At 47.8% G+C, this 24,185-nt stretch carries 33 protein-coding genes; 1 reads left to right on the forward strand and 32 read right to left on the reverse strand.

Annotated features, from left to right (window positions below; all coding sequences use genetic code 11):
- Positions 1-350 precede the first annotated feature (350 nt).
- From ABUA27_RS00485 to ABUA27_RS00525, 9 genes are all read right to left on the reverse strand, one after another.
- Entirely contained in the window at positions 351-833 is a 483-nt protein-coding gene (locus ABUA27_RS00485) for a hypothetical protein (RefSeq protein ID WP_031476466.1), read from the reverse strand.
- A gap of 54 nt (positions 834-887) precedes the next feature.
- The gene (locus tag ABUA27_RS00490) at positions 888-1,706 is read right to left on the reverse strand and encodes a 4Fe-4S binding protein (RefSeq protein ID WP_031476468.1); all 819 of its coding nucleotides are present in this window, start codon (positions 1,704-1,706) and stop codon (positions 888-890) included.
- A gap of 174 nt (positions 1,707-1,880) precedes the next feature.
- Positions 1,881-2,483 (reverse strand): class I SAM-dependent methyltransferase, encoded by a 603-nt coding sequence (locus ABUA27_RS00495; protein ID WP_031476470.1) that lies wholly within the window; start codon positions 2,481-2,483, stop codon positions 1,881-1,883.
- Positions 2,484-2,529: 46 nt separating this feature from the next.
- Positions 2,530-2,712 carry a cysteine-rich KTR domain-containing protein gene (locus tag ABUA27_RS00500; protein ID WP_078097050.1) on the reverse strand — a complete coding sequence of 61 codons (183 nt, stop codon included), beginning with the start codon at positions 2,710-2,712 and terminating at the stop codon, positions 2,530-2,532.
- Between the two features lie 13 nt (positions 2,713-2,725).
- Positions 2,726-3,247, reverse strand: coding sequence for a hypothetical protein (locus ABUA27_RS00505; RefSeq protein WP_031476472.1), 522 nt, complete (start codon positions 3,245-3,247; stop codon positions 2,726-2,728).
- Positions 3,244-3,858, reverse strand: coding sequence for a CPBP family intramembrane glutamic endopeptidase (locus ABUA27_RS00510; RefSeq protein ID WP_349820030.1), 615 nt, complete (start codon positions 3,856-3,858; stop codon positions 3,244-3,246). Before ABUA27_RS00510 ends, ABUA27_RS00505 begins: the two co-directional genes overlap by 4 nt.
- 44 nt (positions 3,859-3,902) lie before the next feature.
- The gene (locus ABUA27_RS00515) at positions 3,903-4,067 is read right to left on the reverse strand and encodes a hypothetical protein (protein ID WP_349820031.1); all 165 of its coding nucleotides are present in this window, start codon (positions 4,065-4,067) and stop codon (positions 3,903-3,905) included.
- Between the two features lie 4 nt (positions 4,068-4,071).
- A complete protein-coding gene (locus ABUA27_RS00520; protein ID WP_031476476.1) occupies positions 4,072-4,959 on the reverse strand; it encodes a helix-turn-helix transcriptional regulator in 888 nt (295 codons plus the stop codon).
- A 262-nt stretch (positions 4,960-5,221) separates the two neighbouring features.
- A complete protein-coding gene (locus tag ABUA27_RS00525; RefSeq protein WP_087272928.1) occupies positions 5,222-5,854 on the reverse strand; it encodes a TetR/AcrR family transcriptional regulator in 633 nt (210 codons plus the stop codon).
- Positions 5,855-6,082: 228 nt separating this feature from the next.
- On the opposite strand from ABUA27_RS00525, the gene ABUA27_RS00530 reads away from it, so the two are divergent.
- On the forward strand, positions 6,083-6,442 hold the full coding sequence (locus ABUA27_RS00530; protein WP_031476383.1) for a helix-turn-helix transcriptional regulator: 360 nt from the start codon (positions 6,083-6,085) through the stop codon (positions 6,440-6,442).
- A gap of 28 nt (positions 6,443-6,470) precedes the next feature.
- On the opposite strand, the gene ABUA27_RS00535 is transcribed toward ABUA27_RS00530, so the two are convergent.
- The 23 genes from ABUA27_RS00535 to ABUA27_RS00645 form a co-directional block, all read right to left on the reverse strand.
- Entirely contained in the window at positions 6,471-8,279 is a 1,809-nt protein-coding gene (locus ABUA27_RS00535; protein WP_349820032.1) for a lysozyme family protein, read from the reverse strand.
- 33 nt (positions 8,280-8,312) lie between these two features.
- A complete protein-coding gene (gene srtB / locus ABUA27_RS00540; RefSeq protein WP_502879675.1) occupies positions 8,313-9,092 on the reverse strand; it encodes a class B sortase in 780 nt (259 codons plus the stop codon).
- Positions 9,093-9,177: 85 nt separating this feature from the next.
- The gene (locus ABUA27_RS00545; protein ID WP_031476377.1) at positions 9,178-9,582 is read right to left on the reverse strand and encodes a DUF6075 family protein; all 405 of its coding nucleotides are present in this window, start codon (positions 9,580-9,582) and stop codon (positions 9,178-9,180) included.
- Between the two features lie 16 nt (positions 9,583-9,598).
- The gene (locus ABUA27_RS00550; protein WP_031476375.1) at positions 9,599-11,932 is read right to left on the reverse strand and encodes a VirB4-like conjugal transfer ATPase, CD1110 family; all 2,334 of its coding nucleotides are present in this window, start codon (positions 11,930-11,932) and stop codon (positions 9,599-9,601) included.
- Positions 11,916-12,377 (reverse strand): PrgI family protein, encoded by a 462-nt coding sequence (locus tag ABUA27_RS00555; protein ID WP_031476373.1) that lies wholly within the window; start codon positions 12,375-12,377, stop codon positions 11,916-11,918. Before ABUA27_RS00555 ends, ABUA27_RS00550 begins: the two co-directional genes overlap by 17 nt.
- A 78-nt stretch (positions 12,378-12,455) precedes the next feature.
- Positions 12,456-12,773: a type II toxin-antitoxin system RelE/ParE family toxin gene (locus ABUA27_RS00560; RefSeq protein WP_031476371.1), complete on the reverse strand. Its 318-nt coding sequence runs from the start codon at positions 12,771-12,773 to the stop codon at positions 12,456-12,458.
- Positions 12,757-13,044, reverse strand: a complete 288-nt coding sequence (locus ABUA27_RS00565; RefSeq protein WP_031476369.1) for a type II toxin-antitoxin system Phd/YefM family antitoxin — start codon at positions 13,042-13,044, stop codon at positions 12,757-12,759. Before ABUA27_RS00565 ends, ABUA27_RS00560 begins: the two co-directional genes overlap by 17 nt.
- Before the next feature lie 95 nt (positions 13,045-13,139).
- A complete protein-coding gene (locus ABUA27_RS12675; RefSeq protein WP_502879678.1) occupies positions 13,140-13,211 on the reverse strand; it encodes a hypothetical protein in 72 nt (23 codons plus the stop codon).
- A gap of 25 nt (positions 13,212-13,236) precedes the next feature.
- Complete coding sequence (locus ABUA27_RS00575) at positions 13,237-13,494, reverse strand: hypothetical protein (RefSeq protein WP_031476367.1); 258 nt, start codon at positions 13,492-13,494, stop codon at positions 13,237-13,239.
- A 26-nt stretch (positions 13,495-13,520) separates the two neighbouring features.
- Entirely contained in the window at positions 13,521-14,357 is an 837-nt protein-coding gene (locus ABUA27_RS00580) for a VirB6/TrbL-like conjugal transfer protein, CD1112 family (protein WP_031476365.1), read from the reverse strand.
- 105 nt (positions 14,358-14,462) lie between these two features.
- Positions 14,463-14,819: a glutamyl-tRNA amidotransferase gene (locus ABUA27_RS00585; RefSeq protein WP_031476363.1), complete on the reverse strand. Its 357-nt coding sequence runs from the start codon at positions 14,817-14,819 to the stop codon at positions 14,463-14,465.
- Positions 14,820-14,832: 13 nt separating this feature from the next.
- A complete protein-coding gene (locus ABUA27_RS00590) occupies positions 14,833-16,623 on the reverse strand; it encodes a VirD4-like conjugal transfer protein, CD1115 family (protein ID WP_117918406.1) in 1,791 nt (596 codons plus the stop codon).
- Entirely contained in the window at positions 16,610-16,807 is a 198-nt protein-coding gene (locus ABUA27_RS00595; protein ID WP_031475745.1) for a hypothetical protein, read from the reverse strand. The genes ABUA27_RS00590 and ABUA27_RS00595 overlap by 14 nt, the downstream gene beginning before the upstream one ends.
- Before the next feature lie 15 nt (positions 16,808-16,822).
- Positions 16,823-17,686, reverse strand: coding sequence for a hypothetical protein (locus ABUA27_RS00600; RefSeq protein ID WP_031475743.1), 864 nt, complete (start codon positions 17,684-17,686; stop codon positions 16,823-16,825).
- Positions 17,686-18,519, reverse strand: coding sequence for a PcfB family protein (locus ABUA27_RS00605; protein WP_031475741.1), 834 nt, complete (start codon positions 18,517-18,519; stop codon positions 17,686-17,688). Before ABUA27_RS00605 ends, ABUA27_RS00600 begins: the two co-directional genes overlap by 1 nt.
- Positions 18,461-19,873 carry a relaxase/mobilization nuclease domain-containing protein gene (locus ABUA27_RS00610; RefSeq protein WP_031475739.1) on the reverse strand — a complete coding sequence of 471 codons (1,413 nt, stop codon included), beginning with the start codon at positions 19,871-19,873 and terminating at the stop codon, positions 18,461-18,463. Before ABUA27_RS00610 ends, ABUA27_RS00605 begins: the two co-directional genes overlap by 59 nt.
- Complete coding sequence (locus ABUA27_RS00615; protein WP_031475737.1) at positions 19,873-20,205, reverse strand: plasmid mobilization protein; 333 nt, start codon at positions 20,203-20,205, stop codon at positions 19,873-19,875. The genes ABUA27_RS00610 and ABUA27_RS00615 overlap by 1 nt, the downstream gene beginning before the upstream one ends.
- Positions 20,165-20,317 carry a DUF3789 domain-containing protein gene (locus ABUA27_RS00620; protein ID WP_078097016.1) on the reverse strand — a complete coding sequence of 51 codons (153 nt, stop codon included), beginning with the start codon at positions 20,315-20,317 and terminating at the stop codon, positions 20,165-20,167. Before ABUA27_RS00620 ends, ABUA27_RS00615 begins: the two co-directional genes overlap by 41 nt.
- A gap of 137 nt (positions 20,318-20,454) precedes the next feature.
- Positions 20,455-20,757: a hypothetical protein gene (locus tag ABUA27_RS00625; protein WP_031475735.1), complete on the reverse strand. Its 303-nt coding sequence runs from the start codon at positions 20,755-20,757 to the stop codon at positions 20,455-20,457.
- A gap of 76 nt (positions 20,758-20,833) precedes the next feature.
- Positions 20,834-21,817, reverse strand: a complete 984-nt coding sequence (locus ABUA27_RS00630) for a DUF3991 and TOPRIM domain-containing protein (RefSeq protein WP_031475733.1) — start codon at positions 21,815-21,817, stop codon at positions 20,834-20,836.
- 121 nt (positions 21,818-21,938) lie between these two features.
- A complete protein-coding gene (locus ABUA27_RS00635) occupies positions 21,939-22,268 on the reverse strand; it encodes a DUF6664 family protein (protein WP_117918407.1) in 330 nt (109 codons plus the stop codon).
- A 79-nt stretch (positions 22,269-22,347) separates the two neighbouring features.
- Positions 22,348-23,883, reverse strand: coding sequence for a helicase-related protein (locus ABUA27_RS00640; protein WP_502879676.1), 1,536 nt, complete (start codon positions 23,881-23,883; stop codon positions 22,348-22,350).
- A 91-nt stretch (positions 23,884-23,974) separates the two neighbouring features.
- Positions 23,975-24,163 carry a transposon-encoded TnpW family protein gene (locus tag ABUA27_RS00645; RefSeq protein WP_004452856.1) on the reverse strand — a complete coding sequence of 63 codons (189 nt, stop codon included), beginning with the start codon at positions 24,161-24,163 and terminating at the stop codon, positions 23,975-23,977.
- Between the last annotated feature and the right edge of the window lie 22 nt (positions 24,164-24,185).

Genomic DNA, 24,185 nt, shown 5'->3' on the forward strand with positions numbered 1-24,185 from the left:
TTGGCATCTACTTTGAGGGTATAAGAGTTCCATGCACAAGTGAGAATTTTTTTAACAGGTTATCCTCGCTTATCCATGAAGCTATGTATGTAGCTGCTGCTTCGGATAAGCAGCAGGGCGGCGGTCTTAGACCAACGCATAAAAAATCCCTCCAAACTCAAAAACGTGTCTGGAGAGATGTGTTGTTTACGCTTTATTTAGGCATGGCAATACAGCCCACCAGAAAACTCCGTTTTTTTTATTCGGTGGGCTTGTCCTGCCTATGGTATATAAAAAGAGAGCCGACAAACTGTGATTTCATTTCACAAGTTCATCGGCTCTGCGTCTATGCGTCTGGCTCTCTGATGATGTTAAAATGCTGTTAGTATCGCTCCGTCAATGACCGCAATAATCAAAAAGGCGGCAATTCCTTTTAGAAACGAAACAAAGTGTTTTTTCGGGTTGGAATACAATTCCTTTCGGTTTTTTGTGCCTGTAAAGCGTACCCTTTTAGAATTTCTCCACCACAACATATCAATGACAAGAAAATCAAAAGCGTTAAGGCTTTGTCCTAAAATCAGCAGATTTATAAAATTAACCCTAAATCCGTCCTCTTTCACGAACAAGCCGAAAATAAAGAGGACAATGCCAAAAACAACAATATTTGATACAAGTGACACAAACGGCGAAGCTGTCTTGATTTTGGATTGCAGCGCAGGATTTTTCTTTACCATTTCCTGCACTTCATCGGGATAAGAAGCATAGCTTTTGATATTTTTATCATCGCTCCCTGTGTTTAAGTAGCATATTCCCCAAAACAGAATACACAAAATAACTAATTCAACTATCAGCATATTATCTACTTCCTCCGACTTTTCTTTGTATATACCATCCCGATAAAGAGGAATTTATAATGCATCTCTCGGACAATTCTTCACGCATTCAAAACAAAGAATACATTCCGTACCGTTTTTTCGTTTTCTGGAATTATCTGTAACATCTACTTCCATAGGACACACATTTTTACATTTACCGCATGAAACACATTTGCTTTTATCACATTTAATTCGGAGCAGCGAAAAATAACTCATAGGTTTTAAGAATATAGTGATAGGACATATGTATTTGCAAAATGCACGATTATCCTTAAAGACAAAAGCCAATATTATCCCAACTACATAGTATATGGCATTTCCAATGATAAACGCCCAAAACATAATCCTCTCAATGTTACCGATATGAGCAAGAAATAGTGCCGAAACAAATATAAGAGAAATTGCAAATGTTATATACCTTATCCACCCAATCTTTTCCCGTGGTGTTTTGGAAACTTTATACGGAAGAAAATCAAGCACCATTGCCGTCCAGCAGGCATACCCACACCAACCTCTGCCAAAAAGCAATGGTCCAAAAATTTTTGCCACCGCATAATGAATTGTTGCGGCTTCAAATACCCCTGTAAAAAGATAATACCAAAATCCCTCAATCTGCATATTTTCACCGCAAATAAAGCCCAAATACACCAACATATAAAGTCCGACTAAAAGCTGTGCAACTCTGCGGGCATATTTGTATTTTTTGATATAAAGAAATATCCCGAAAAAAATTGATATTCCAATATAGCTAAAATTAAAAAGGTAAAATATATTGTCCTGTGTCAGCCATAATGTTACTGCAACAGTCATAAATATTCCCAATACACCAAGCGGTAGAAAATACTTTTTCATTTTATTCCTCCAATCCACAAACTGAAATTTTGCGGCCTATATATTTGCATTTATCTCTTTAAGAATTGCTAGGTCTATCCGTAACCACATGATATACTTTCATAACAATACCTCTCTTACAAACCCCGATTTTTCGCTCTCTCAACTCCCCGGCAAGCGGAAGTTTTATCATGGTTATTTCTTGGTAATAACTGCAATAGCGCAAGGCATTTTACCCTCAACAATAGAATATTTCACATCTTTATATCCTGCTTTTTCAAAAAACTGCTGATATGTTTTGTATGTAAACTGACGTTTAAATCCTGCTCCCGCTTTTTCTACTGCTTTCACAAATATACTCGGTTTGCCATTATTTTCTTTATTTACATAGGTTGGAATGATGATCTGTCCGCCGAACCTACATACTCTCTCCAATTCCTTTAATGCCCTGTAGGGTTCATCCACTAAATGAATTACATTTCCCGCCACAACTTTATCAAATGTATTGCTTTCATAGTTTAATTGCATTATATCGTTCTGGGCATACTCTATATTCGTTGATTCCTTGCACTTCTTCCTCGCCTGTTTTAACATTTCCGCCGAAAAATCTGTTGCAATTAACGTCTGACACTTTTTGGCTATATGTTTACTGAGCATACCTGTCCCACAAGCACATTCAAGTACATAATCATTCTGTGACATCAGCTTTGCCACTTCAATACAGAGTTTTTTGTTGACTTTACCATTATATATATTTTCAAAAAGATCATATACTCGTGCTGCTCTATCCCAAAACATCAATATCCACCTCCAGCATATCCCGATTTGTCACTTTGTTATTCAGTTATGTGCTTTTTGCTCCAAATCCTTTAATAACTGTTACCTGTAAATCCTTTGCGTCAATCAAACTTTCCTGTCTGCACTTCGGGCAGTAGAGAGGAAAGTTTTTTAATTCTGTATCTTCCCGTATCTGTAATCTTGTTTTATTTCCGCAGACAGGGCAGCGTATCCATTCACTACTCACCATAAAAATCCTCATTCTATTTCCTTTTATTTTTCTGCTCCAGTTCCGCACCATAACGGACAACCATAGAAAGTAAAATCAGGCAGATGCCAAGCGTAATACTGCCTGCATCATCAAACCTGTTCCATTCTGCCAGACCGATATTTTCGTAGATGCCGTCTATCACTGACATAGATATAATAGATATTGCAATCTCTATAATTCCAAGCTGCTTTATCCTATCTGCACCTGCGTTTGTAAACGGCGTACCCTCTTTCAACTCCGCTGTAAAATAGCGATAGGCAAATGCCGTGAGGATGCCGCCAGACAGCAAAGAGATTGCCGCAGCAGCTAAAATCCCTACAAGCTGCCCTTTGCTCATTTCAGCCGTAACCGACAGGAAATTGAGAAACTGGTTTTCCATATTTAACACATCTGATGCCACAAGAGTTGCCCCGATGGACGCTAAAACCACTCCTACAATGGCAAATATCAGAATAATTTTTGAGAGTATCTGCAACACCCTCATGCCTTTTTGGATTTTCTCTAAATTGCTCATTCTTTACTTTTCCTTTCTTCGCTATTATTCTTTTCCAAAGGCTTTTCAGCAGTCTTATTCCTTACAAGCACGGCAATCGGCGTGATTACCAGATACAGAACGGTCAAAATCACAAAGAACCCTATATCCGCATCCAAAAACACATAAACGATATTAAAGCCAAAGTGCAGCAATACCGAATAGAGCAGGTTATTATGCCGTTCCAGAAAAATGTTCATCAGCACCGTAATGGATGTAATCACAACGATATTGGAAATGACATAGGGAATTGCCCTCCAGTCAGTAAACTCCGAGTCCACCACCCAAAGCAAAGTATGCCAGAAGCACCATACCAAGCCCTGGCAGACAGAGGATTTCAAAAAGCCATACTTTTTATGAAATTCCTCCCGCATAAAGCCACGCCATCCTAATTCCTCCCCTGTCGGTCCCGAAGTCAGGGAGAGGAAGATACTAAGCGGCAATGCTGTCGTTCCCAGATTGATGTAGGACAGCATTGGCTTTCCCGTCATAATGGAATAGAGAAACAACGACAACACGCTGATGCCAAAAGTAAAGGCAAAGGAGAGCAGCAACGGAAGCAGCTTTACTTTCCCAGAAAAGCACCGCTTCACAAAAGCCGTCCTTGTTTCATATGGTCTGAAATACCTCCATCCAATCAAAAGCAGATAGGTCGGCGACCATGCGTAAGGTTTCGGACAACCCACATGATGACAGGCGGCGCATGAAAGACAAGGCTTGCCGAGCCTGCTACAAAAATAATAAGCATCCAGACCAGAATATAGGAGCTGATGATATATTTCTTCAGATAATTTGTTTTCATTCCATTAGCTCCTTTCCCTGTCCGTGCTAATGACAAGCTCGCTCTTGATACCGTTCAGTTCAATGATATTCTCCGCATCGGGCGTGTCGAAGCGTTCCGTCTGCCGTCCGTCTTTCTCATAAGAGATACTTGTTCCAATCCCTTTTGTAACGGCAGTAAAAACAGTGTCCTCTGGAACATGGATTTTTGAGGTTGCCGATACTTGGTTGATTGCAATCTCCCCATTCAAAGAACGGCATACAATCTCCATATCCAGATTGCAGTTTACCTCTACTGTACCAGAAACATCCGCCAAAGCGATATACGGCGTCTTTACATCAAGCTCTATGCTGTCGCATTCCAGAGAACGGATTTCCACCGTCTCCGCATTGACCGCACATTCGATTTTCCCGACATAGGGTGATGGGATTTGGACGAAGATACTGACCGCTTCCTTTGCCGTCGTTTCGGATACGCCATTTTTTCGGTTTACATCCACATCAATCCTTTTTCGGATGTCGTCAATCTTGACCTTGAAATCATTCTGGAGCGTGGAGAAGGTATTGGATGCCAGACGGACACGGATTTTCTCGCCTTCGTAGCCTGACAACTGGAATTGCTTTGCTCCGCCAAACTTCATATCATAGCGTTTCGGCTCGTCAATATCGTACTCCGTGATACTCTCATAAAGATAATCCGTCGGTTTTTTCGCCCCTCTTTCATTAGAGAGCAGCTCGTCAATGGAAATGTCAAACAGGGCGGAGATTGCCATGATATTTTCAATGTCAGGAATACCCGCATCCGTTTCCCACTTCGTAACCGCCTGTCTGGACACGCTGAGCTTCTCTGCCAACTGTTCCTGCGACATTCCTGCCTGCTTGCGGATGGATTTTAATTTCTCTGCAAATGTCATGTTCGTGACCTCCTTATTTTGATATGCCCAGTATAGGAAAGCGTATTTTGCATTACAAGCAAGCAGGGTTTACATTTCAGTTTTTTCTGCTACTTTGCGTGGCATTTCCCCTTTTGCTATGACTTTGGTCTTCTTCTCTAAAAATACAGTTTATTTATAGACCGTCTGCCTGTCGGTAACGGATTGAAAAGTAAAGGAACAAATCTGTTCCCTTATCTTTCCTTCCTATAATTTAATCAAACTCCATAATTATCGGAAAACATCATTTCTGTCCAAATAACGGACGGATAATTTCCTCCATACTTCCTTGCTCCATATTTAGAAGCCGCTCCAAATTATAAATAAATGCTGTCATCTTCTTTTTCTTTTCTTCCTCGCTATATTCCATGAGGTCATCAAATGCTGTATAGGAATATAAAAAAGTCATTTCAGCAACTTCTTCTGGATAATCCGTCTGGCATATCCCCTGCGAAATTCCCTCCGTAATCAATGTCGCAATAAGCGGTGTGACTTCGAACAATAATTTTTCTTGTATTTTCTGGTGCATAAGGGCATTTTGCGGTTTATGTACCTGTTCCAATATCTCATGACCAAAGCTGCCGTCACTTATATTAAGAGCAAGCATCATCATCGTAAAACGCTGTAACACGGGTATCTCCGTTTGTTTCACAATTGATTTTGCTTTTTCAAGTATTTGCTCTGTCATACGGTCAATCATTGCATCCAAAATTTCTTCTTTGGATTTGAAATGATAGTAAAGCGTACCTCTTGCAATGCCGATTTCTTTCAGAATGTCATTGGTGCTTGTGGCATCATAGCCTTGTTCTCCAAACAATCTCCCTGCAACATCCAATATCTCATTTTTGCGTTCTTCCGCCTCTTTTACAATTCGCATTTTCTACACGCTCCCAAACACATCAAGACCGACAGATTGTCGGTTGTTATTCTATCATAGAGAGCGTTCGCTGTCAAGAAATAGTCACTTTTATAAAGTTTATAGCTCTTTCATCTCTGCTGATAGGCTATTAAATCTCTTGTTGTCAGAGATTTCACATTGTTCTATCAGAAACCACATCTCTGTAAAATATAAGGGCAAGATTTTCAGAGAACAGGTGGTGAGCTTATGGATAAAAGAAATAACGATTTTGACTTTGATTTCACGCCGATAGGACAGGCAATCAAGAAAGCCCGTGAAAAAACAGGTATGACACGGGAGCAGCTTGCCCGTATCGTGGATTATGACCCAAGACATCTGCAAGCGGTTGAGAACGAGGGGCAGTATCCGAGTATCGAGCTGTTCATTCAGCTTATTACGATGTTCGGGGTATCGGTGGACGAGTACATATTCCCAGAGAAAGAAGTCAAAAAGAGTTCTATCCGCAGACGCTTAGACGCTCAGCTTGACCGTCTGGACGACAGGGAGCTGTCCGTCATCGAAGCAACCGTGAACGGGCTATGTAAGGCAAAAGAGCCAGAGGAATAAAACCTCTGGTTTTTCTTTCGCCCTTTTCCTAATAGCTCGGACAACCGTAACCGAGGATTTCATAGTACCCGACGGGGTAGTTGTTCTGTCGGCAGGCATCGCCAGAGTTGCCCTCCACGGTATAGACAACGCCGTTCTCGCATTTCTCCACGATGCCCACATGGTCGGCATCGCCGTCCTGCCCGTCCTTGCTCCAGTCGAAAAAGATAATGTCGCCTGCTTTCGGCTCATAATCCTTTCCCTGCCATTGCCCGTTGCTGTTAAACCAATTCACACCGTCCGAACAAAGGGAGAATTTCGGCACGATGCCGCTTTCCAGATAACCGCATTGGTCGGCACACCATGAAACGAAGCAGGCACACCATTCTACACGCCCGTCAAAACCATACCAACTCCAATAGGGCTGTCCTCCCTTGTTGCCAAGCTGCGTCAGAGCAACCTCCACGATTGCCTGATTGCCGCCGCTTGTGAACGCCCGCCCATATGGGTAATACCGAAGCACATGGGCGGGGTACTGCGTGTCGCCGTACTTTTCCCAACCTAACCGCTGTGCCTGCATGGTAGAAAACTCTACCGCATTGGCATAGGAATACCCGCCATAGTTGCTCTTTGCCCATGAGATATAGCCATTGCCGAAGTTATAGCCCTGCAAAGCGAGCTTGATACGTTCCATGTCAATCGGGTTTTCCGCCTCTGCGGAGATAAGAGCTGCCTTTAGCTCCTGTACGCCGCACTGGATAGAATACTCTGGGTCTTGGATACCATTCGGCTCATGGGGATACCTTGTATTAAAACTGCCCTCTGCCGCCTGCATAGGGTCAAGCCCACGCCCACCGCTTTCCTGCATCATCACAGCTTTGATAAGCTCCACATATTCGGGAATGCCGTACTGCTTGGCATATTTTTGTATCAACGGCTCATAGGCTTCCACCTCCGCACTGACAGGGGTATAGGAAGTGCTTTCGCTGCCGCCGCCAAATAAAGACACGGCACACCCAAGCAGGACGACAATCAGGATAATCACGACGGCAATCCAACCGCCTGCGATTAAGGCGGAAATCAACGCCTTTGTGCCTGCGATAATCGCCTTAACCGCCGATATGGTGGCTCTGACCGCCGTTTTCGTTGCTTCGGCTGTCGCCTTTGCGGTGGCTTTCGCCGTCTGTGCCGCTTTCTGGGCGGCTTTGGCAGATGCCTTTGCCGCCGCCTGCGTCGCTTTAGCGGTCTGCTCCGTGGTCTTAATCGCCGTTTTAGAGGTCGCCTGTGCGGTTTTCACGCCGTTTTCTGCGGTCTTGATTGTGCCTTTCGCTGTGGATTTGACCGTTTTCTCCGCATTTCTGGCGGTTGTCTTAATTGTCTTTTTTCCCTGCCGCCTTGTCTTTATCAGCGGATTTTGTGTATTCTTAGGAACTTCGGGCTTCATGGCAGGAGAATCGTCCGAAGCAGGGGAACGGCCCGCTGTCCCGTTTCGGATCAGCGAGCCGTCCTGTTCTGCCATCACCTGTGCTTTTTTCTTCTCGGCGGCTTTGACCGCCCGTTTCTGCTTAAAATCCGATACCCTGTCCTTTGCCCTAACGATGTTCTCCTTCGTGGTCTGGACGGATTTCTGCCCCTGCTTATTGAATTGGTGGATGCCCTCGTCTTTGATACGGTCTGCACCGTAAGAGAGCTTATCCGCCGCATACTCGGTGGCGGAGCCTTCGTCAGCATAACAGCCCTGTTCCGCTTTTTCCTTTGTCTTGGCATAGGCAGATTTCATACGCTCCGAAGCAATGGCGGCTTTGTCTATGGTCTTTATCGTGCCTTTTATCGCATCCCTTGTCTTAATATCAGCCATAGCAAACCTCCCTTCCGTAAATTCCTGCGTTTGTTACACGATTTTTTTCGCCACAACCACAAGCCTGCCGTTCTGGGCGGAGTATTCGCAGGTGGAGAGGGTAATGAGCTTATCGCCGTACTCGGCGGTCACACCCGTATCATACAGGGCAAGCTCCTTACACTTGGCGATATAGGCGTTAAATTCCTCCTCATTCTCCGCATCCACAAAGTCATAATAGCGGTAGCCCTCCGCACTATACGCCACGGTCTTAAAGACGGCGATGATTTCATACTCGCCCTGCTCGGTCAACGTGTCAAACTGGATGGTCTTGTGTTCCTCATAGAAGCTCTTGTCCTTATAATTCTCCAATGCCCCGAACATCTTTTGCCCCTTGATGTGATGACCGTAGATAATCAGGTTGTCGCTTGTGAGGATGTCGCAGTTTTCTTGGATATACGGCACGCCCAAATCGCTGTATTCCTTTTCAAAGCTGTGCTTCAGATAGAAGTTGGGGTTGTTCTTGCTCTGCATAACGGGATAGTTGATAGCTGTCCCGTCAATGGCAATCCAGCCAACCATGTCCTCGTTCTGCAAGTACAATTCCTGATATTTGGCAAGCACATCCTCGCCCTCGCTGACGGGCGTATCTTCTGGTGTTTCTTCCTCCGCAGGAGTGTTCTCCACCACCTCCGCAAGACTGTCAAACACTTCCTCCTGCTCGTCCACCTGTGCATAGTGGGCGTAGATGTGATAGCCGCAGAAAGCCGCCGCCCCTAAAAGGGTAACGGCGGCAACGATACAGATAACAGATTGATATTTTTTCAAATTCATAGGCTTGTTTTCCTTTCTTTCATTTGCCCTGTTTTCTGGGCATAACGGTATGCCCGCAGGGTATTTCATTTTTTGAGATTACGGTTTACCGTGTATGCTCGGTCTGCTTCTTGGGCGACGGTAAATCCCTGCAATACTCGGGATACCTCACCTTGATGCCCTCCATAAAGTACGGGGCAAACTCGCAGCAGAACAATTCTTCTGGGGTGAAATACCTCTCACGCCCCTCCTCGGCATAACCGTTCCAGAGGTTAAAGGCAAGGTGGCAGACCTTGACCGTGCCGCTTGTCTGCCATCCGCCGTGCATCCCCTCTGGCTCAATGCAGTCTGTCTTAAAATCAAACATGGCATTGATGTTGTTCCTTGTTTCCTCCGCAATCCCCATCACATAGAAAAACGCCCTGTGATAACAGTCGTTTACCCTGCATTTCATCATATTTTCCAGAAAGAAATCACGGTGGGCTGCATTGCGAAACCTTATCTCTGACATAAAAATCCCTCCATTCTTAACACTCCCCAAATTTGGTTGTCATCAGCTTATACAGCTCCGTATTGCGTGGGAACTTATTAACGAACGGCACGAGGGAGCTGCCCACTTTCAAAAGCCCCTGACCTGCACCGACATTGGTGATATAGCTCATCTGCAAATCAGAGATATTAAGGAGCTTTGCAAGCTCGATACGGTCTGTGGACGCCTGATTGAGCATAATGATAAACTCGCTGTTGGCAAGCATCGTCCTCGCCGTATGGCTCTGCAACAGGTCGTCCACGTTCTGCGTAATGCCCGTACAGTACGCCCCGTACTTACGCACTCGCTTCCAGAGGGTAAAGAGGAAGTTTGCCGAGTATTCATGCTGAAAGAGCAGGTAAATCTCGTCAATGAAAATAAAGGTGTTCCTGCCTTTCGCCCTGTTCTGGGTGATGCGGTTTAGGATGCTGTCAAGCACCACAAGCATACCGATAGGCTGTAGCTGCTTGCCTAAATCCAGAATGTCATAGCAGATAAGGCGGCTGTGGGTATCCACATTGGTATGCTTGGCAAAGGTGTTGAGGGAGCCGTCCGTGAAAAGCTCGATGGCAAGGGCGATTTCCTGTGCTTCTGGCTCGTTCTGCTTTAACAGCTCCTCACGGAAGTCCTGCAAGGTGGGCGGCGTTCCCATATAGTTGCCCTGCTGATAGTAGCGGTAGACGCTCGCCGTGCATCGGTCAATGATAGATTTCTGCTTTGCCCCCAGACTTGCCCCGCCGATGAGCTGCTCGCACAAAGACAAAATAAACTCCGATTTCAGGATGACGGGGTTTGCACCGTCGCCGTAATCGGAGTTCATATCCATAGCGTTGATGTGGTTATCGCTCGTTGCCGAGATGTGGATGACCTCGCCCTGCATGGCTTTCACAAGCGGGGAATATTCTCGCTCAGGGTCTATAATAATAACATCGGCGTTGGGGTCGGTCAGAATGATGTTCGTCATTTCCTCCTTTGCCGTAAAGGATTTACCCGCACCAGACACGCCGAGGATAAAAGAATTGCCGTTCAATAGGTGGCGGCGGTTAGCGATAATCATGTTTTTGGAGATTACATTCTGCCCGTAGTACACGCCGTCCTTATGGTAGATTTCCTGCACTCTAAACGGGATAAACACTGCAAGGCTCTCCGTTGTCAGCGTCCTTAATGCGTCAATCTTCCTCACGCCAAAGGGCAGGGCTGTATTTAATCCGTCCATCTGCTGATATTTCAGCACCGCAAACTGGCACAAATGCTTTCTTGCCGTCGTCAAGAGGGCTTCCGTGTCGTTGTCAAGCTGCTCTTTGGTATCGGCGGTATGCACCATCGTCAGCACCGCAAACATCATCCTCTGGTCACGGGTCGTCAAATCGTCCAGAAACTCCTTGCTTTCCCGACGCTGCTGCTCCAAGTCGTAGGGGATGACGGCGGAAAAGTTGTTGTTCTGGTTCTGCTTCCTCTGCCAGTTCGTTATATTTGTTTCCACGCCGAGCAGACGGTTTTCCACCTCCCGCACCGCTTCGTCCGTGGGAACGGGAACGACATCCACGGAGAGCATCATGTTTCTGTTCAGCTCGCAAAGCTCCGCCACCATGCTGTCCTTGATATAGGCGGCATATTCCCGCAGGAAAATCACACGCCCGTACCTGTCGCCCATACGGAAATAGTCTTTTTCAAACTCAAAGGTGTCGGGGCAGATATAGTCCTTAAAATCGTGACCTTTTTTCATGGACTGCACCATATCAAAGGCAAAGGCGGTTTCCTCGCCCGTGCGGTAGAAGTCGTGGAAGATGCGGAGCTTGTCAGCTGCGTCAAGCTCACTGCACTTTGAGCCAAGACGGTTAAAATGGGCGATAAGGTCAGCACCAACACGGGCAAAATAATTCCGTGCTTCCTCGATATTCTTTTTGCACACCGATACGGTCACATATTTATCCTGCACGATGGAATTAGCCCCTGTCGCCTTATCAAGCAGCATCTTGTTGTATTCCTTACGGTACTTATCCAGACCGTCCTCCGCCATCGGGATTAGGATGGTCTGCTCAAAATCCGCTTTATTTAAGCGGCGGTTGTTAATCGTGATTTTTGTGGTCGCACCGCTGTCGAGGGCGTTCAAAAGCTCTGAATACTCTAAAAACATCGCTTCCTTGTCCTCACGGCTCGCCACGGCGTAATTGATGTCCTCAAACTTGAAGGTCTTGGCGTATTTGTTCTTCCCGACAAGGAAAATGCCGTCCTCCCAGATGGTTTTCATGGGGATGACCGCCTGCACTGATTTCGGAACGGCAAATTTCTCCTTGTCCTGCTTAAACAGGTTTCTAAGCGTCTTTATCATGGCTTACCTCCTTACGCTTTTTTGATTTCTTAGCTTTCTTCATTTTCTGTTTCTCTGACTTTCCCGCCTGCCGTTTCTGCTTCTTTATCGGGGCGGGCAAGCCCTTCTCCCTTGCTTCGATATTCGGCTTCAACGCTTCATAATAGAGGTTGTCTGGCAAAAATAAAATCTTCTTCGGCATCAGAAACTCCGATTTTATCCACGCCCAGACAAACTGCTCGGCGGTCATTCCGTTGTATTTCACAAAGCCCATCATGGCAAAGGGGGAAGCCCCCAGAATACACATCCAACTGAGGGTTTCCGTGCCGAACTTCGGGCGGAGCAGGAAATACAAGCCCACCGCCACGCCGCAGGCAAGGACAGAAAAAATGAACTGCCGCATCGACAGCCCGAAAAACATACTCTCCGTATAGTTGCGGATTTCCTTATTTATTTTGACTTCCAAATAGATAGCACCTCCTTTTGGACATAAAAAAACCGCCACCTGTTATCAAGTGACGATTTTGCTCGGTTTATTTTCTTGTTACCTGATAAGCCAACTGTAATCCTGCCTGCAATCCACCACATAATCGGCGTAGACTATATCGTCTACTATCTGGAAGATTATCATATAGCGTTTTTCAAACAGGATAAAACGGTAGGCGTTTCGGGGAATATATTCCCCTGTAAGCCACGAGCATCTCTGTGGCATCAGCTCCAATGAATTTGCGGTCTTTTCAAACTCGGCTGTCAACCGTTCCGCCGCCTCTGGGCTGACCTGTGCCAGAAATGCGGCATGGGAAACGAGCATCTGTGTTGCACGTTCCGATACAATCACACGGTATTTATTCTGCTGTTCCATGACCTGCTGCCTCCTTGATTGCGCTACGCATCATCGCAGCAACTTCATCAACAGAGTAACCTTTGTTCCCGCGCATCCTATCTTCCTCAACGGCAAGCAGCTCCTCACGGAGTTTTAACATCTTTTCCCGTCTGTTATAGGTTTCAATATCCATGACAACCAAATCCCCCTCGCCATTCTTGGTAAGGAAAATCGGCTCTGCGGTCTTTCTGCACATATCGGCAATCTCATTGTAATTCTGGCGGATTGCTGCGGATGGACGAATATTCATAATGACACCTCCTTGAATTGTATCGGTAGTAATATTCTACCCATATTATACCCATTCCATGCAACATAGTCAACAGCTCCGCAGAAAATTTACAATTACAAGCCCACCGCCACGCCGCAGGCAAGGACAGGAAAAATGAACTGCCGCATTGACAGCCCAAAAAACATACTCTCCGTATAGTTACGGATTTCCTTATTTATCTTGACTTCCAAACGGACACCATCCTTCCTTTACATCGCCTGTCGCTATAAAGAGAATGCTGCGTTTGGGGATATACGCAAATCCTGAAATGGCGTCCCCGATTTCAAAGATTTCGTTATCGTCAGCCTTTTCAAATTTTCCGACTAATCCCTTTTCCGCAGGCAGGTCATAGGCTTCGGAAGCCTCAATGACTTCTCCGTTCAACAAATGGATATGATAAATCTGGTAATACTCTGGCTCTTTTTGCATTTTGATTTTCCTTTCCTGATTGATGATTACAAGCCCATCATTTCCCGTACCACACGGTCTGCCATCTTGACCGCACCGACAAGGACGAGCATATTAAAAACAAGTTCCCCGATATAGCTCCATACCATCGTGACCGCCGCCGCATCGGGATTGACGACAGGCGGGGAAGCCGCAAACACGGAGAAGATGATACACGCAAGCACGATAATTGCCCCTTCAAGGCAGACGGCGGAATAGCTTTTGATAAAGCTCTTTCCGACACTCTGGCTCGGCTCTCCCGCAAAGGCGGCGAGGGGGACAGGGGCGATGGCGGTATAAAGGTAGAGCTTGAAAAATCTGCCGTACACCGACATAATCATAATGAATGAGAGTACCGTAATGAACAGACCGCCGATAAGCGTGACCGCCCATAGGGGGATGCTCTCAAAAAATCCGCAGTCCTCAACCGCCGTGACGATTTCCTGCGGCAGTACCGTCTGCTGTGCCGCACCGAAGCCTGCGGCGTTCATAATCGTGGATATGATACCCTGCACAATCTTGAAAAGAGCCATCATCAGCTCCAAACCGTAAGTTACTGCACCTTTGGCAAGGGCGAAACGGATAAACAGCTTCAACGCCTGCTCAGGACGCTTGACCTCGGCAAAGTTGCCGCAGGTACGCATCACGCCCACCACAAAGAACAGGACGAGCAGGGCAAGCCCGATAGCCTGCACCGCACCGTGTATATCCACGATGACATTCCATATCGCCCCGCCCTTAAAGGTTTCTGGGGATTGGGTAATGAGCTGCCATATCTCGGCTAACTTCTCGTTCCAAGTGTTCAAGGCGTTCTCTAAATTCTGCACTACCCAGTTATCAGACATTCGACCACCTCCTTGTTATAATCAGCTTGCGGGGCAAGCCGCAAAGCGGATCTGCCCCGTAAGCCCTGTCTTGTGTCTTTGGGTTGCTCTTTCTGTTCCTTGCAATCAGCCCGTGATAAGCGTCAAAATCTCCTTCGCAAAGGTAATCACAACGCCGCCGGCAAGCGTCAGAAATCCATTCGCCCTCTGGGAAGGGTCGTGGGATTTCAGCGACAAGCCCACCTGCACGATACCGAAGCCGAGCATAATCATACCGACAGCCCTTACCAGACCGAAGATGAAATCGGAGAGGTTGTTGACTACCTGAATGGGGTCGCTTGCGGCAAAGGCGGTCACGGAAGTCACGCTCATCAGCGTGAGGGCAAGCACCGCCACGCAGTAGCGGCGGAAGCCTTTCTCTACCTTGCCAGTCATGGGCAGCTTGGTGGTTTTCTTGTTCTCATTTTTCTTGAAAATTCGCATAGATAAATCCTCCTTATAAATTGAATAATTCTTCCAAGTCCTCCTCGGACAGAAGCTCATAGGAAGTGCTGACAGCATTTACGCTGATTGCGTCCTTTGGAATATCGCTGTCAAACACAACAGTTGCGACAGCCTGCGTCGGCTCGCCGTGAAGATAAGGCGGCTGCCCTCCGTCTGCTGTCAGTTTCACATTGGGATGCTTTAAGATGTCGTACTTAAAGTCCATCACGGGGCGTTCCCCTCGCACAAAAAGAAGTGCGTAGCGGTTGTCAAGCATACGCACCTCGTCTGGCGTTAAAAGCTCACGCCCCGAAATCTGATAGTTGGTAGAATAGTTCCCGCTCCGCCCAGAGCTTTTCCCATAAGTGTTCGTGTCGATAGTTTCCTTTCCCAGAAGCTCCGACACATACTTGTGGGTACTCTGCTCATTGCCGCCCAGATACAGGAATTCATCGCAGTTGCCCACGATGCTTTCCCACTGTTTCTCAAAGAGGGCTTTAAGCTGTGCCAAGTTCTGCAAAATAATACTGACTGACACACCTCTGGAACGCATAACGCTCAAAATCTTGTCGAAGTCATCGGGCAGCGAAACATTCGCAAATTCGTCCATGATGAAATGGCAATGGACGGGCAGGCTGCCGCCGTACTTGTGGTCGGCAAGATAAAAAAGCTGTTGAAAAAGTTGCGTGTATAGAATCGACACAAGAAAATTAAAACTTGTATCGTTATCTGGGATTAGGGCAAACAGAGCCACTTTCTTTTCGCCTAAGCTCGGCAAATCAAGCTCGTCTGTGGCGGTAAGACTTGCAAGGCTCTCCAGATTGAATTTTTCAAGCCTTGCGGCAAGGGTTATCTGGATGCTCTTTAGCGTCTTGGCAGAGCCAGAGTGATAATCCCGATAATACTTGAGTGCGATATGCTCTGGGTTTTCCATTTCCAGACGGTCAAACAGTTCATCAAGGGGGCTTACATAGCTGTCGTCGTCCTCCTTAACCTCGCCTGCACGAAGCAGCTCCATCACCATCGGGAAATTCTGTTCGTCTGGCGGGGCTTCGTATTTCAGGTAGAACACAAGGGAGAGGAGCAGCATACTCGCCGCCGTATCCCAGAACGGGTCTTGCGACTGACTTCCTTTCGGCGTGGTCGCCTTAAACAAGTTCGTTACAAGACGCTGCACATCGTTGTCGCTCCGAAGATAGACAAACGGGTTGTAGCAATGGCTCTTGTGCATGTTGATTAAATCAAGCACCCGCACCTCATAGCCTTTCTTTTCAAGCAAACCTCCCACATCCCGCACGATTTCTCCCTTTGGGTCTAAGATGACCATCGAAGTGTTGCACTGCATGGCGTTGGGCTTACAAAAGAAGCGGGTCTTGCCCGCACCAGAGCCGCCGCAGACTAAGATATTTAAGTTGCGGCGGTGCTTCCTCCCGTCCAGTCCGATACGGACATTCTGGGTTAAGAGCTTATTCTGGGTCGGGTCTTTATCTCGGTACTTTTTATTAAGCGTACCTGCGTTGCCCCATTTTGCCGAGCCGTGTTCCTCCCGTTTGCGGTAGTTCCTGCGTGTGGAGAGATAAATGCCGATGCCCATCCCGTAGGCAAGCAAAAAAATAAGGACAGTTTTCACGCTGTCCTCACATACCGTTATCTGAAACGGCTGATTGATTGCTTCGGATAAACCTCCGATTATCTCCACGATGCCGCCGTCCACATATGGGGCGGTCAGCAGGGCAAACCACACAACAGGCACAATCCCGCAGGCGGCAAGGATTAGGCTCGTCCTGTTCTCATCGTTCCTCATGGCACTTGCAGTTTACGACACGCACCTTTTTGGTCGGGGCGTGGGCTACCGTGCTTATCAGCTCGTCAACAGGGTCAGTGGGGCGTTCCTCCTGTATCTGCTGCGTCCGCAGGGTATTGAGTGCGTTCAGCACGATATTCTTATCGTACTTATCAAGGGCGATGTGGTAGCGTTCTTCTTTCATCGGCTGCACCTCCCATTAGCGTTCCTGTTCCTTCGACTTCGGCGGCTTGTTCTTCTCCATGCTCTTATACATATCGCTCTGGATTTCGCCCAAAACATCACGCATTGAGCCAAGCTCGCCTTTGAACGCCTGCGTATCCATCCCCTCATACTCTTTGGGTAGCTTGCCAAAGTTAAATCCTCTGGTGTCCACACCGTAACGGGAACTTACCATATAGGCGACGCAGAAGGATTTGAAATCGGATGCGTCACGGCTCTCATTGTATTTGAAATCGAAAACCGCCGCCGCAACCTCCTTCGATATACACACGAAAAGCTGTTCCTCTGAAAGCCCCGTCCTGACAAAGATAGTCTGCTGCGAGCTGTCATAGAAAGCGGGTACTTCCAGTTCCTCCACGGGCTGAAAATTGGCGGGGCTTGCGTCAATCATTGCCGACGCCAAATCCCGCATGGTCTTTGCTTCCTGCGGCTGCTGCCTGTCCTTTGCAGAGGTTTCGGAAACATCGTAGACCTCTTTAGCATTGTAGCCGACAGCCTTTGTACCATCATTACGGGTATATTCCTTACTCGGCTCAAGGATAACGACTTTCCGTGCGTCCTTATTCACATAGACACGGTTATTCTTCCAAGCCGATTTTTCTTTGAGCTGCGTCGCTTCGGGCATCTGCGCCGCCACCAGAATGGCGTTATTGACAGAGTAGCGGTCAAACCGCCCCTGCACATCAAGATACTGCTGAAACACACCGCCATCTGCCATCATCTTTTCGCAGGTGTTGTCAATCAGTTCATAGGCTTCCTGCCTTTGCGCCTGTTTCTGGGCAGCCCATTCCTCTTTGTTAAAGGGGCGGCTGCCGCCGCTGAATACATCATAGATACTCATTATCTTGCTCCTTTCGATTTTTTCGGTTTCTTCCGCTTCGGCGGCTGCTCATGCTCCGTCTTTCCTGCGGGCGGCTTCTTCGCCTTATCGGAAGATTTCTCCCTGCCGACAGGGGAAGCATCGGCTTCCTGTTCCTTTCGGCTCTCCCTGATTTTCCGCAGTTCTTCTTTGACCGACGGCTTTTCCGCCTTAGTCATAGTAGCCCCCTCTGCGGATTTCTTTGGCTGCTCTGAGGTAGGCTCGGACAGAGGGGATTTTTCTGTCTTTGCCACCGAGGGGTTTGGGGCGTTTTCCTCTTTCTGGACGGGCTTGCCCATGAGGGCGTCAAGCAGCTTGTCTTTTTCTGCTTTCTCCTGAACGCCGATGTCTGGCTCTGGCTGACTATCCTTGCCGTCCTTCGCCGCAGATTTCCCGTCTTTGGATTTTTCCGCTTCGGTCACGATAGATGCGGTATCCACCGAAGCAAGATGGAAGCGTTCTACAATACGGCTGATTTTGGAAGCGTCCTCGGCTCTGGCAATCACATCCACTTCCGCATTGGGGTCTTTGTTCTTACGGTCTGTGAGGACGCAGTAAAGGACGCCGTACTTTTTTGCCTCCTGCGTGAATTTCTGCAAATCGCCACGCTTGACGGTAAAGACCTTTAACTCCTTGCCAGAACGCAGCATACTCGTCAGCCTCGCCTTGCCTTTGGTTTTCTTTTCTTCTTTCAGAATGGAATACAGGAGTATGGCGATATTCTTCGCACCTGCACCTGTGATTTTGGCAGCGACTTCAAATCCCTCCAAGCTCATCCGCACGATTTGTTCCGCCGCTTCGCCGCCTGTGTTCATCTTTCCTCAGCTCCTTTCCTTGCTGTCTGTTTTCGTCTGCCCGTATCACTTTCAGTTTCTCTTTGAGGGTATCGCTGCGGGCTTCGATGCCCTCGCACAACCTGACCTCCTTCCGCAAAAATTTCATTCGCTCCGTGATTTCTGAAAGTCTTGCTTTGACCGCTTCTTTTTCTTCGCCGCCTGCCTTGCGGCTCTGGGAATAAAGCCCCTTACGCTGTTCGGTCAGCTCAGCCATTTCGGATTGCAAAGAGCTTTTATAATCACAAAGCTGCTCCGTGGTGTCGATGTGACAGCGGCAGAGCAGCCTTGTTTCCTGTGTGATGGCTTCCATCTTCATCAGGTCGTCCTTCAGGAGATAATGAAGCCGTGCATAATTGGGTTGTTTCTTTTTCGGCAGGATACCGAGCTTATAGCAGTAATGGAGATACAGCCCACGCAAGCCGCCGATTTTCTTGGCGTCTTTTAGTGAGCCTTTCAGCCGATAGACCGTGACCTGCTTGGTCAGTTTGGAAAACCTCTGGAATTTGACCGCATAAGAATTTCCCTTGATACGCTCCACAATCCTCTCATTGGTGTAATCCTCTCCGAGCTTGTAGAGCCGCTTCGGTCTTTGCCATCCTTTCCCGATAATCGTCCAGTATTTGCGGTTGGGGTCGAAGCTCACTCGGTATCCCATTTCCGCCATCTGGCGGTCAAAGTCCTTGAGGGTAAATGATTTGGAGATGGCTTCGTCCACCGCCTGCCGTGCCACATTATCCCGTGTGGGTCGCCCCTCCTTTTCCGCTTGGTAGAGAGCGTAGGGCTTTTTCTTCCCGCTTGGGTGTTCGATGACAGACAGGGCATACTCCCTGCATAGCTCATCGGAACGCTTACGGAGCAGCCGCAGATTTTTCTTGTTGTCGTGGTAGTGCTTCCCGTCTGTGAAAGAAACAGAATTGACGACAAAGTGGTTGTGCAGGCACTCCGTATTTAAGTGGGTGGCGACAATGACCTGAAACCTGCTGCCCCACATCTTCTCCGCCAGTTTTACGCCCACCTCATGGGCAACCTCTGGCGTGACCTCTCCGTGCTTAAAGCTCTGGAAGCCGTGGTAGCAGACAATCTCGCTTGTATCGTTCCACTGAAGCTTAGCAATCATCATCTCATCCCTCGCCGTGGCGGGGTCGCAGTTGACGCCCGTAACGAAAAACCGCTGCTCGGTCTTGTCCTTGTTGGTGGCGTACTCCATCACATCCACCATCGCCTGTAACTCGCCCTCGCTGTATTTCGGGTTGGCGGTCTTTTCTGGGTTTTCGGCATAGTCGATTGGGTGGTCGAGCCTGCCTTTCACATCCCATATCTCGCAGACCGCCATCAGCCCGTCTGCTTTCTGGGGAGCAGGTAGGTCTTGCTGACCTCCAGACGGAAGTCACGCCACCGCTTGGCTTCCTCACGAAGCATGGGAGCGTCCACGAAGTCAAGGGCGTTGGCTTTCGCCGCAAGCTGGTTGATACGGTTGCCGATAGCCGACAGCTCCCGCATTATCTGGTAAAACTCTGGGTCGGGCTTTTCGCAAAGGCGGTAACCCATCAGCATGGAACGTAGCAACGCCTCCTTAGACCGCCCAGATTTTGCCACAAGCTCATAGAGGTAGGCGGCTTCCTCGTCATTCAGACGGAACAGTATCTGCACATTTCTTTTTCGCATCGCAGTCCTCCTTTCTCTCGGAGAGCCTGTTAATCTGAAGCAAGCACATAAAGACAACGCCGATGACGCTGCCGAGCATCGTGCCGATGAGGAAGAATAAAAACTCACTCATTTTTTATGACTCCTTTCCTGACCGCCACGCTTGGGCGGATATTCTTTTTCGGGGTTTCAGGGGCAGCCCCCTGACAAGCGAATTTGGGCGTCCATCGGGAGATGGATAACCAAATTCAGTGCTTGGTAAGACATTGCTCAGTCCCCGTCCTCCAGACGGCATTCTCCGCACATCGGGCAGAAGTACGGACATTCCGAACAATCCTCGTGCTTCAGACACTCGTCCTCACCCTCATCGGATGGGTCAATTTCCTTTTCACCATCCCCGTCTGCTTCCGCAATATCAGCTTCGCCGCAGACAAAATCTTCATCAGAAAAGTCGATAAGGTCGGTGTCAAAGAGGATGACTTTGAGCTTCTCCGCCGCCTGTTCTGGGCTGTCGGCATAGACGGAAATGGTCTTTTCATAGTGTCCTGTGAGCGTTACTTCATACTGTTTCAATGGTTAAAATCCTCGCTTTCATTCTTAAATTTGGTGTGGTCTGGCGGTCTTTCTTAATATAAAATCTGCTGCACAATCAACGGGCATCCCTCCTTTCACAGTGGGGATTTTGCTTTGCAAGCCCCAGATAGGACATTAAAAAATCGTTGACATCCTTGCCGACTGGCGGCGGGGCGTCAACGATTTTATAGTCTTTCTGCAATAATTCTTTTAGGGCGGCGGTACAGAGCCTGCCTGTCTTGTCGTTATCCAAGTGCAGGATAACGGTCTTAATCTGCGGATTTTCACGCAGGTAAGTGGATAGGGCAATGGGAATTTTGCTCTCCGAGAGTTCCTTTTTGGGCTGATACACGCCCGACAGGGAGAGCAGGTTTACCGCCCGATAATCCTTTCCCTCGCACTTGAGGTAGGTGGCATAGGACAATAAATCAATAGCAGCTTCAAATAGATGCACCTTGTCTGTCGGCTCTCTTGCCAGAAGTCGGAACGAATACCGCTTGTCGCTGCCCGATGCATCGCCCTTAAAGGAGCTGCCAACTGTACTCCTGAGAGCCGCATACTTTGGCGTTCCGCTTTTGTCCTTGCCGACAAAAACAGCGTTGTGGTACTTCCTGCTCTCGAAAATAATGCCCTCCGCAATACACTCCTGAATGAGCGAAAAGTCAATGCCACGCCCGAACAGGTAATCCGTCACTCGGTCTGCATTACCGTTTTTCTCTGGCAGGAGCAGCACCTTTGGCTTATCTTTCTTTATGGCAGGGGGCGGTGGTTGCCACTCCGCCGTAATGCCTGTGAGAGCTTCGACAGCTTCCACAAAACTGTACTCCCTGACCTTGATGAGATAATCGAGGGCGGAAACACCGCCGATACCTCTTGACCACCAGTACCATTTGCCGTTGGAAATCTTTAAGCTGTCGTGTTCCCTCGTACAGTAGACATTGCCCGCCACACGCTTTAGGTTACTCGGCTCGTACCGTTGCAGGTAGGAAAGCAAGTCCATCTGCCGTGCCTGCTCGATGACCTCTGGGTCAAGCTGCACATAGGGTCGGTTACTTCTCATTCAATCATCATCACCTCCAGAAATAGAAAAAGCCAAGGGATTTTCCGTTAAGAAAACCTCTTGGCTATGTAAACGACGGCATCAGCTTCACGCCAACGCCGTCGTTTCTTTGGTCAGTCCGTTATAAAATTCCTGCTTTTTTCAGATAACCTACGCTGTCATAGCAGCCACGCAGGTAAACAGACTGCAATTCCATATCCGTGAGCTGATTTATAAGCTCCATTACTTTGATAAGAGCCGCACATTCTTCCTTTGTCAGCTCCGCCGCCTGCTCGCTGTCGCACACGCCTAAGATGGCGGGATATTTCCCATATAGGCTCTCAATCTTGTCCTGCAACGCTTGGTATTCCTCGTTTTCCTTACTCAGCTTTGCGATGACAGAGCTTAAATATTCGTTGAAGATATTGCTGTGGACATCTACAAAGGTTTCAAATCTGAACGCATCAGACACCGCTATCACCTCCGACATTTTCTAAATCTACACCTATTATACTGCCCACTTTTCAGCAATACAAATATGCAAACGCAGATTATCGCTCATGGCTGACACATTTTCTTTCGGACTGTTCCTCTCTCTGTTCTGGCTCGGTATCCATAACGGAAGTATCTTTTTCATCCAGATTAAGCTCGATGTTGAGGGCATTGAGCCGTTCCATCTTTTCTTTCAGCTCCTCTTCAAAGGCAAAGGGCTTTAATACTTCGGTCTTTGCGTTGGCAAGCTGCTCTAAGGTTTCCGCCTTTCTGGTCTTGGCGGCTTCCAGTCTGGCAGGGAACTTCGCAAGCTCGTTCTCTATTCGGGTCAGGTTTCCCAGAGCGTCAGAGCCTAACTCTACCTTGTGCTTTGCCGTTCCGCAAAGATTAAGGCAGTAATGCGTGTTCAAGGTATCATAATAAACCTCCATCTTAAAGCCCCGATAGCTGCCGATTTCCACGGGATTAGCAAGGGGATTTTCCTTACAGACGGCAAGGAGCATTTCGCCTGCATCCGATTTTTCCTTATAGGTCACGCCCTTTATGGTCATGGGGCAGAACTTTTCCTCGCCCTGCGGTTTATGCTGCTCGACAAGGGCGGCGTCTCTTTCATATCCTGCGATGCGTTCTTCAAACTCTTTAATGGTCTGGGGAAAGTATTTCAGTATCCTGTCCTCAAGGTCATAATGCTCGGACAGATAGCTCTGCTTCAATACTTTCAGCTTCGCCACCTGCATATCCAAGTCCATTTTTTCCTTAAATCGCTCGTCGCCTGTGGCAAGCATCTTGACCTCCGCAAAGGAGAGAGCCACTTCGTCTACGTCCTCGGCGGAACGTACGGGGCTTTTGCTCGTCATTATCTGGCTGATAAATTTCTGCTTGCTCTCCACCAACTGATAGAGGTATGCGTCAAAGGTCTGCTCCGTCACATAGCGGTAAACCTCCACCTCTGGGAACATATTCCCTTGCCTTTCCAGACGACCTTGGCGTTGTTCCAAATCCGAAGGTCGCCACGGGCAATCGAGGTTGTGGATGGCAATGAGCCTGTCCTGCACATTTGTACCTGCCCCCATTTTCTGAGTAGAGCCTAAGAGGATACGCACCTCGCCGCTTCGTACCTTTGCGAAAAGCTCTTTTTTCTGTGCGTCGGTATTCGCTTCGTGGATAAACCGCACCTGTTCGGCGGGAACGCCACGGGCAATGAGCTTCTCCCGTATATCGTCATAGACATTGAAAGTGCCGTCATTCTTCGGGGTGGAAAGGTCGCAGAAAATGAGCTGTGCCGCCTTTGTGTCGGCGTGTTCCTCCCAGATATGATACACATTTTCGATGCAGGCATTGACCTTGCTGTCTGGGTCGTCTGGCAGCATCGGGTCTATCATCCTCTGGTCGAGGGCAAGTTTCCGTCCGTCGTTGGTTACTTTAAGCATATTGTCAACCTGCGGTTCGACAAGCCTTGCCCTTATTTTCTCTGCCCGCTTCGCAAGGAAAGCTACCATTTCACTCTGGATTTCGCTCGGCTTGGTCTTGATGTTGTGGTAATTGACTTTCGGAACGGGGAGTTTCAGCATATCGGCGGTCTGAATATCCGCCACCTCCCGAAACATCTGCATCAGCTCTGGCAGGTTATGGAACTTGGCAAACCTCGTCTTGGCTCGGTAATTCGTGCCTTCGGGAACGAGTTTGTCAAGATGATTTTTGTAAGTTTTCTAAATTCAAATATTTATCCGCTGAAAAATCTCCCAACATCTCGTGTCTGCATATTTCTTGAAACACCGTATTCAAAGGCTTCTTCGCACTTTCCGATTGCTTCACATTTACAATAAAAGTTGTTTTGCCTATTCGTGTTGTATAAGATAAAGTATTCTCTTTCATATAATCATTTTCTCCTTTTCAT

Origin of the sequence: Catenibacterium sp. RTP21428st1_D7_RTP21428_210409, assembly GCF_040227455.1 — a bacterium.
In the GTDB taxonomy this organism is placed as follows: domain Bacteria; phylum Bacillota_I; class Bacilli_A; order Erysipelotrichales; family Coprobacillaceae; genus Catenibacterium; species Catenibacterium mitsuoka_A.

Bases quoted from the DNA above. Each gene is read 5' to 3' on its own strand.
- ABUA27_RS00520 (WP_031476476.1), bottom strand. From the start codon at position 4,959: ATGACATTTGCAGAGAAATTAAAATCCATCCGCAAGCAGGCAGGAATG.
- ABUA27_RS00615 (WP_031475737.1), bottom strand. From the start codon at position 20,205: ATGCGAAAAAGAAATGTGCAGATACTGTTCCGTCTGAATGACGAGGAA.
- ABUA27_RS00610 (WP_031475739.1), bottom strand. From the start codon at position 19,873: ATGGCGGTCTGCGAGATATGGGATGTGAAAGGCAGGCTCGACCACCCA.
- ABUA27_RS00505 (WP_031476472.1), bottom strand. From the start codon at position 3,247: ATGAGCAATTTAGAGAAAATCCAAAAAGGCATGAGGGTGTTGCAGATA.
- ABUA27_RS00515 (WP_349820031.1), bottom strand. From the start codon at position 4,067: ATGAAAACAAATTATCTGAAGAAATATATCATCAGCTCCTATATTCTG.
- ABUA27_RS00580 (WP_031476365.1), bottom strand. From the start codon at position 14,357: ATGTCTGATAACTGGGTAGTGCAGAATTTAGAGAACGCCTTGAACACT.
- ABUA27_RS00630 (WP_031475733.1), bottom strand. From the start codon at position 21,817: ATGAGAAGTAACCGACCCTATGTGCAGCTTGACCCAGAGGTCATCGAG.
- srtB (WP_502879675.1), bottom strand. From the start codon at position 9,092: ATGAATTTGAAAAAATATCAATCTGTTATCTGTATCGTTGCCGCCGTT.
- ABUA27_RS00620 (WP_078097016.1), bottom strand. From the start codon at position 20,317: ATGAGTGAGTTTTTATTCTTCCTCATCGGCACGATGCTCGGCAGCGTC.
- ABUA27_RS00600 (WP_031475743.1), bottom strand. From the start codon at position 17,686: ATGAGTATCTATGATGTATTCAGCGGCGGCAGCCGCCCCTTTAACAAA.
- ABUA27_RS00550 (WP_031476375.1), bottom strand. From the start codon at position 11,932: ATGATAAAGACGCTTAGAAACCTGTTTAAGCAGGACAAGGAGAAATTT.
- ABUA27_RS00490 (WP_031476468.1), bottom strand. From the start codon at position 1,706: ATGAAAAAGTATTTTCTACCGCTTGGTGTATTGGGAATATTTATGACT.
- ABUA27_RS00560 (WP_031476371.1), bottom strand. From the start codon at position 12,773: ATGGAACAGCAGAATAAATACCGTGTGATTGTATCGGAACGTGCAACA.
- ABUA27_RS00605 (WP_031475741.1), bottom strand. From the start codon at position 18,519: ATGAACACAGGCGGCGAAGCGGCGGAACAAATCGTGCGGATGAGCTTG.
- ABUA27_RS00565 (WP_031476369.1), bottom strand. From the start codon at position 13,044: ATGAATATTCGTCCATCCGCAGCAATCCGCCAGAATTACAATGAGATT.
- ABUA27_RS00585 (WP_031476363.1), bottom strand. From the start codon at position 14,819: ATGCGAATTTTCAAGAAAAATGAGAACAAGAAAACCACCAAGCTGCCC.
- ABUA27_RS00535 (WP_349820032.1), bottom strand. From the start codon at position 8,279: ATGGCTGATATTAAGACAAGGGATGCGATAAAAGGCACGATAAAGACC.
- ABUA27_RS00575 (WP_031476367.1), bottom strand. From the start codon at position 13,494: ATGCAAAAAGAGCCAGAGTATTACCAGATTTATCATATCCATTTGTTG.
- ABUA27_RS00545 (WP_031476377.1), bottom strand. From the start codon at position 9,582: ATGTCAGAGATAAGGTTTCGCAATGCAGCCCACCGTGATTTCTTTCTG.
- ABUA27_RS00595 (WP_031475745.1), bottom strand. From the start codon at position 16,807: ATGAAAGAAGAACGCTACCACATCGCCCTTGATAAGTACGATAAGAAT.
- ABUA27_RS00525 (WP_087272928.1), bottom strand. From the start codon at position 5,854: ATGCGAATTGTAAAAGAGGCGGAAGAACGCAAAAATGAGATATTGGAT.
- ABUA27_RS00530 (WP_031476383.1), top strand. From the start codon at position 6,083: ATGGATAAAAGAAATAACGATTTTGACTTTGATTTCACGCCGATAGGA.
- ABUA27_RS00590 (WP_117918406.1), bottom strand. From the start codon at position 16,623: ATGAGGAACGATGAGAACAGGACGAGCCTAATCCTTGCCGCCTGCGGG.
- ABUA27_RS00485 (WP_031476466.1), bottom strand. From the start codon at position 833: ATGCTGATAGTTGAATTAGTTATTTTGTGTATTCTGTTTTGGGGAATA.
- ABUA27_RS00645 (WP_004452856.1), bottom strand. From the start codon at position 24,163: ATGAAAGAGAATACTTTATCTTATACAACACGAATAGGCAAAACAACT.
- ABUA27_RS00495 (WP_031476470.1), bottom strand. From the start codon at position 2,483: ATGTTTTGGGATAGAGCAGCACGAGTATATGATCTTTTTGAAAATATA.
- ABUA27_RS00500 (WP_078097050.1), bottom strand. From the start codon at position 2,712: ATGGTGAGTAGTGAATGGATACGCTGCCCTGTCTGCGGAAATAAAACA.